This is a genomic window from Atopobacter sp. AH10, assembly GCF_003664595.1.
In the GTDB taxonomy this organism is placed as follows: domain Bacteria; phylum Bacillota; class Bacilli; order Lactobacillales; family Aerococcaceae; genus Atopobacter.
This window is the reverse complement of the sequence record NZ_QXPZ01000056.1, coordinates 1-5,993: the sequence shown is the minus strand read 5'-3', so window position 1 is coordinate 5,993 and position 5,993 is coordinate 1. Positions and strand designations below refer to the sequence as shown.

At 33.4% G+C, this 5,993-nt stretch carries 7 protein-coding genes and 2 pseudogenes; 5 read left to right on the top strand and 4 right to left on the bottom strand.

Annotated elements, in window-relative coordinates:
- The 3 genes and pseudogenes from D3H64_RS09675 to D3H64_RS10470 all read left to right on the top strand — a co-directional run.
- Positions 1-654, top strand: a pseudogene (locus tag D3H64_RS09675) (conjugal transfer protein); the annotation flags it as partial.
- A 90-nt stretch (positions 655-744) separates the two neighbouring features.
- Positions 745-1,827, top strand: a complete 1,083-nt coding sequence (locus D3H64_RS09670; protein WP_121566011.1) for an IS30 family transposase — start codon at positions 745-747, stop codon at positions 1,825-1,827.
- A 98-nt stretch (positions 1,828-1,925) separates the two neighbouring features.
- Positions 1,926-2,153, top strand: a pseudogene (locus D3H64_RS10470) (recombinase family protein); the annotation flags it as partial.
- 517 nt (positions 2,154-2,670) lie between these two features.
- Here the strand turns inward: D3H64_RS10470 and D3H64_RS09660 are convergent.
- Together D3H64_RS09660 and D3H64_RS09655 are read right to left on the bottom strand one after the other, a co-directional pair.
- Entirely contained in the window at positions 2,671-3,888 is a 1,218-nt protein-coding gene (locus D3H64_RS09660) for a tyrosine-type recombinase/integrase (protein ID WP_001291561.1), read from the bottom strand.
- Positions 3,889-3,969: 81 nt separating this feature from the next.
- A complete protein-coding gene (locus D3H64_RS09655) occupies positions 3,970-4,173 on the bottom strand; it encodes an excisionase (protein WP_000814511.1) in 204 nt (67 codons plus the stop codon).
- Here D3H64_RS09655 and D3H64_RS10465 point away from each other — a divergent pair.
- Positions 4,157-4,408 carry a hypothetical protein gene (locus D3H64_RS10465; RefSeq protein ID WP_001845478.1) on the top strand — a complete coding sequence of 84 codons (252 nt, stop codon included), beginning with the start codon at positions 4,157-4,159 and terminating at the stop codon, positions 4,406-4,408. The genes D3H64_RS09655 and D3H64_RS10465 overlap by 17 nt on opposite strands.
- A gap of 225 nt (positions 4,409-4,633) precedes the next feature.
- Here D3H64_RS10465 and D3H64_RS09645 read toward each other — a convergent pair whose 3' ends face one another.
- Complete coding sequence (locus D3H64_RS09645; protein ID WP_000857133.1) at positions 4,634-4,864, bottom strand: helix-turn-helix domain-containing protein; 231 nt, start codon at positions 4,862-4,864, stop codon at positions 4,634-4,636.
- Positions 4,861-5,283 carry a sigma-70 family RNA polymerase sigma factor gene (locus D3H64_RS09640; protein ID WP_000804885.1) on the bottom strand — a complete coding sequence of 141 codons (423 nt, stop codon included), beginning with the start codon at positions 5,281-5,283 and terminating at the stop codon, positions 4,861-4,863. The genes D3H64_RS09645 and D3H64_RS09640 overlap by 4 nt, the downstream gene beginning before the upstream one ends.
- A 503-nt stretch (positions 5,284-5,786) precedes the next feature.
- Here D3H64_RS09640 and D3H64_RS09635 point away from each other — a divergent pair.
- Positions 5,787-5,993, top strand: a 207-nt coding sequence (locus tag D3H64_RS09635; protein ID WP_147429888.1) for a helix-turn-helix domain-containing protein, incomplete at its 3' end; no start/stop codon positions are given.

Genomic DNA, 5,993 nt, shown 5'->3' with positions numbered 1-5,993 from the left:
GTTGGTCAAGCGGCTGGATTTTTAATTGCCACTTGGCTGATTTTTAGTTTACCAAATACATTAGAAGAAACAAAATTGGAAAAAGAATTGGAGGAAAAGAATATGAGATTAGAAAAAGGCGATATTATAAAAACATCACTTTCAGATAATACAGTTGTTTTGGATGTAGAAGATAAGAAAGCAGTGTTATTTTCAGAGAATCAATTTGTAATAGTAAGCGGAATTGATTTTAATGATAAATCAGGCAAGTTTGAGTGGGACAATGGACGATATTCAAATGACATAAATACAATAGCCAGTATGCGAAATAATAACTTGGATAAGATGAAAGAAACATTATCTTTTTTAGAGGAATATAATCATAGGGATTTTGTAAAAGGGCTTATATCATTGGAAACGGGAATACAAAACGAAGATACCCTTGATACTGCCTATGATAACTATATGAATGATAAGATTATGGGTTTAGTTGATGAAAAATTTTATGATTATATAGACGAAAATGAGATTGAAGCACCTAATTTAGAAAGTGCAATAGAAGATAGGAATAACACTTTATCTGGTAAAGAAAATGAGAAGGAGGACAAAAATACTATGAGAAATGATAAGTCAAGTGAAAATAAGGAAAAAGCAGATACTATAAATATCGGTTAATTGTAAAATGAAATTGAACTAAAAAAATTCCATAGCTATCACATTTGGTATAATTGATTCACCACAAAACAAAACCAAAGGATGATAACTATGGAATATAATAATACTACAACAATTTCAAGAAAAAATAAACATTTAAGCGATTTTGAAAGAGGACAAATCGAACTTTTGCATAATAAAGGTTATTCTGCATATAAAATAGCAAAAGAACTTGGGCGAGCTTCAAATACAATTAGGAATGAATTAAAGAGGGGAACAGTTTCTCAAATTAAAAATGAAAAAATAGTACAAGTCTATTATCCTGATACGGGAAAGGCTGTATATGAGAAAAATAGAAAAAACTCTAAAAAATCATATAAAGCATTAGAATGTGGGCATTTCCTTGAATTTGTTTATGAAAAATTTATAAATGAAAAATGGTCATTAGATGCTTGTTGCGGATATGCAAAAAAACACAATCTTTTCCCTAACAAAACTCTTTGCACAAGAACATTATACAATTATGTAGATATTGGGCTTATAGAAATAAAACCTATAGACTTACCATTAAAAGTAAGAAGAAAAACTACTAAAAAGAGAGTAAGAAGAAACAGAATACAATTAGGCAAGAGCATAGAAGAAAGACCAATAGAAATAGAAAGTAGAAATACATTTGGAAATTGGGAAATAGACACAGTAATCCCAAAGAGAAATAAAAAAGAACCTTCTTTAATAACAATAACAGAAAGAAAAACTAGAATGGAAATAATACTAAAAATAGAATCAAAAAAATCCAAGCTAGTTAATGAAAGTCTAGAAAACTTACTTAAAAAGTTAAAAAATCCTGCATCTATATTTAAAAGTATAACAAGCGATAATGGTCTAGAATTTGCAAATTTAACAGATCTTGAAAGAAAATATGTAGAAGATATATATTATTGCCATCCTAATAATCCCCAAGAAAGAGGCAGTAACGAAAAGCACAATAGTCTAATAAGAAGATTTTTGCCAAAAGGAAAATCACTATTAAACTATTGTGAAGACCACTATATAAAGATAATGAATTGGATGAATAATTTACCAAGAAAAATCTTAAATTACCGAACACCTCTAGAGGTGTTCATAGAAGAATTAAATAATTTAGGGCTTATAGATAACTTAGGAGAACTAGTTCAATTTGATATTGCAATTTAGGAAAGTGTTGAAATTAATGGTTTTGGGGTTTTAGAAGAAATCCTAAAAGCCATTTTTCTATTTAGATAAATATCTTAATTATAATTAAAGAATAAATTGAGGATCAAGAACCTCAATATTATATAGAAAATAGCCACGAAGCGATCATACCAAAAGAAATCTTCATGCAAGTCTAAGAAGAAATGGATAGACGAGCTAATATGGTAAGTGGCAAAGGGAAAAGAAGAATCTATTCCAGTAAATACGCCCTTTCAAGTATTGTCTACTGCTCTATATGTGGGGATATTTACAGGAGAATAGCATGGAATAATAGAGGAAAGAAAAAAACAAGTTATTTATAGTGTTAAATTACCAACACTCTTATTACTTCCTATGTAATGTTTACAGTTCTAGTATCATAACTTGTTCAATTAGAGGATTTAAACAGCTTTTTGTGGGCTGTTTTTTCTTTTATAAAAAATGATATAATAAATTATGAGATGCGTATTTATTGCTTATTCTCACATGCTTGTCTGTCCAATTATTGGACTAATAGGTTTAATACTTGGGGTAAGGGAAAAAGATAGGTTTTTTATGGCATTAAATGTCCTTTTTATCTTATTACTTCCTATAGCAATGTTTGCTAGTCATCTAGTAGGATCTCTTTAAGTAAGAGAATAAGTTTAAATTAAACAAAGTATAAATTTCTAATTATCTTTTTATATTTTCTTAAATGCTCGTAAAGCCTTATTCTATGTGCTTTCGAGTATTTTTACTGTAGGAAGATACTTCACGTTTCTTTGCATATTTCCTCATGTCTTAGCTGTCAGAAGTGGTAAATAAGTAGTAAATTCATTTGTACTACTAAGCAACAAGACGCTCCTGTTGCTTCTCTTTATTCAAGCGTTTCATTTCTGCCATTGCAGAATCGAATGTTGCATGTGCGTAATAGTTCAGCGTCATGGCTATATTAGCATGTCCCATAATGTACTGTAATGCCTTTGGATTCATTCCTGCATTTGCATAGTTGGTACAGAATGTATGTCGCAAACTATGTGGAGTGATGTGTGGCAATTTATCCTCGTTATACTTATTGTATTTCTTAACAAGACCTTTCATCATGCCGTTGTAATCACTTGCCACTTTTGGATAGTTCTTTCTATTAAGAAAGAGGAAATCACTATATCCATCAATCTCAACACGCTTATCATTCTTTCGATTCGCTAACACTCGCTTAAATGCTTGATAGGCTTCTTCAACCATAGGAACTTGACGTTCGCCACTTTTGGTCTTTGGTGTTTCAATGTAGTACCCAATTTCAGTATCTCTCAATAGCTGATGGTCTATATTGACAAGACGATTCTCAAAATCTAAATCTGGAAGTGTCAAACCACCAAACTCTGAAATACGAAGACCTGTTTTTAAGAGTATCAGAATTTCATCATAATTTTTGCTGTAGGTTTTATCAGCTTTTGCAAAGGCTAACAGTTTTTCTTCCTGTTCTTCTGTTAGTACGGTCTTAGGGACAGTATCATCATCAAGAACTGCTTTCAGTTGAAAGTCAAATGGATTCTTCCGAACACAATCATCTTGTATAGCAATATAGAATGAAGCCTTTAAAGAACGTTTGTAGTTATTGATGGTTTGATAAGCATAACCATTTTCACTCATTCTAATAGCCCATTCTTTAGCGTCTGATGGCTTAATACTGTCAATACTTCTTACACCTAACTTGTCTTTCTTCAAAATATCCATAAGATATTTGCGTCCAGTTTCAGTGTTTTTTCTAACCTTTGGTCTTTGAGCGTTCTGTTTTGCGTAAAGCTGGCAGAGTGTCATTTTCTTTCCTACAACATCAATACCATCATGAATGTCTTTCTGTAACTCTGCGATTTTCTCTCTAAGTGAGATACAATCACGCTTTCCTGCTGGTACTCGGTCTGTAGCCACAAGTTTCCACGAGTAAACAAATTGCGGTTCTCCAAATGAATCTATATATTTGTATAAGTATCTTCCGTCTTTTCGTTGGCTCTCTCCAGTCTTTAAGATTCGACCTTTATTGTCACGTCTTTTTTCTGACATGGCATTTGCTCCTTTCCTTTATGGAAAGAGCCTTGATACGACTTAATACTATTTTATCATATACAAGACCCTTTGGCGACGCTAGATTGCGTCCAATGTATCTATAATTTTTTCAAATTGTTTTCGTTTAATCTGAATACGATTGCCATTCATAATCAGCCAATTTGCATTTTTATTTTCCTCTGCCAAGCGTCGTAGCTTGTTTTCGCCAATACGAAAATATTTTGACGCTTCTTCAATGGTTAGGGTATAACGTTCCCAAATAGGAATGTCAGTCTGCTTCATAAAATCCTCCTTTCCAAATCACTTATTTGGATTTCATAAAAGTTGTTTTACCAGCAATCGAACAGCTTTAGCAAAGCTCACGGGAGTTCCACCCCTGCATGGTTCTCATGTAGCCATACTCATTGCCTGCGACGGTTTTATCACGCTCGGACTATTGACTGTATGGGAGTATCATTATCACGATAAGAATGTCGTTGCAGGCAATCCTGCTAAAGATTGCTTCTCGGATCACTAACATGAATCGCTCGCTATCTTTATAAGATAGGTCATGGCGGTTAGTTCCGTTGGCTCTTTTCTTATCGAAACGTATTCGATTACTTTTATTCAGTTTTCAAAGAACAATGGCTCGTTAGCCTATCAAAACACATTGAAAGCTCAATATGCTTTGGTGGAATAACAAACCTCCCTGTTCGGGAAGCGTGGAATGGTTTAGCACGCTTCCACGAAAGGAGAGAGGATATTACTTAATTTCAAATGACAAAATCTTTGTAATCAGTCTGGTTTCCATTCTTCCACGTAAGACTTCATCAACGACCATACTTTGATTGCCATATTCATCTTTCATAAGTCGTAGGGAACGCTTCGTTATGTACCCTCTGTAATGATGTAGAATCTGGTTAATCGCTTCGGTATCGCCATCTGTTGCCTTTACAATGAGAGGAAAGGGAATCATAGGATATTGTGTTTTCATTCTTCAAATTCCTCCATAAACTTTTTAATTAAGGCTAGTCCACTGGTTCTATGCCGATAGACAGTAGAACGGTTCAATTTCAACAGGTCTGCAATTTCTGAATCGCTCATGTCCATAAAGTAAAACAGCAGTAGAATTTCACGTTTCTTGTCTGGCAACTCACGTAATGCTTCACTCAACAAATCATTTTCAACGCCTACTGATAACCCATTGAGTGTAAAAATCTGAAAGTCAGTTGAATAGTTATCTGTTGTCGCAAACTGGCTAACAAGATAATCGCCAACATCCGAAAAGGACACCTCACGCTTTGCAATCCTTGAAAGATAAAGCATATAATTCTTTCGCTCGTCTTCCATAGCACGTTTACAGATATAGTCAAACTGATTTTCTATTGTGGTCTGAAAAGAAGATGGTTTCATGTTTCTCACCCCCTTTCTGTCTAGGAAAGGAAGTGAGCCTTGCTCGTTTATCTCCTTTCACTCTTAGTCCCAATGTGAAAGGGGGATTTGTTGCATTACTGATAAATAAACTTTGTAAAAAAGTTCTGAATAGCCAAAAAAGCATATAAACAGATTTATTTCTCTGTTTACATGCTTCTGTTATTCTATCTATATGATTTATAAAACCACATTGGTGGACGTACTTATCTATTGCAGATAGACGACTTTTTTTGATAAATACTCAATGTGGGGAACTTGATTGTATGTGATATACTTCATGGCGACTTTGACCTCCAACAAACCGCCATTTGGAAGTAAGATACAATATTTTAACAGCATAAATAGCACTACCATATAACGGTTTTTTTATTGGCGTTTAGTAGTGCTTTTTATTAAATATGAACCTATAAACTATATAACATGTTTTTCTATACCTGTTTCTAATTCAATAGGAACAGTAAAATGTATAGAGGTGGTCTACTATGCGTAAAAAAGAAGATAAATATGATTTTAGAGCCTTTGGTTTAGCCATTAAAGAAGCTCGATTGAAACGAGGTTTAACTCGTGAACAAGTGGGAGCATTGATTGAAATTGACCCACGTTACTTAACTAATATTGAAAATAAGGGGCAACACCCCAGCATACAAGTTCTTTATGACCTTGTATCGTTACTTCATGTTTCCGTTGAT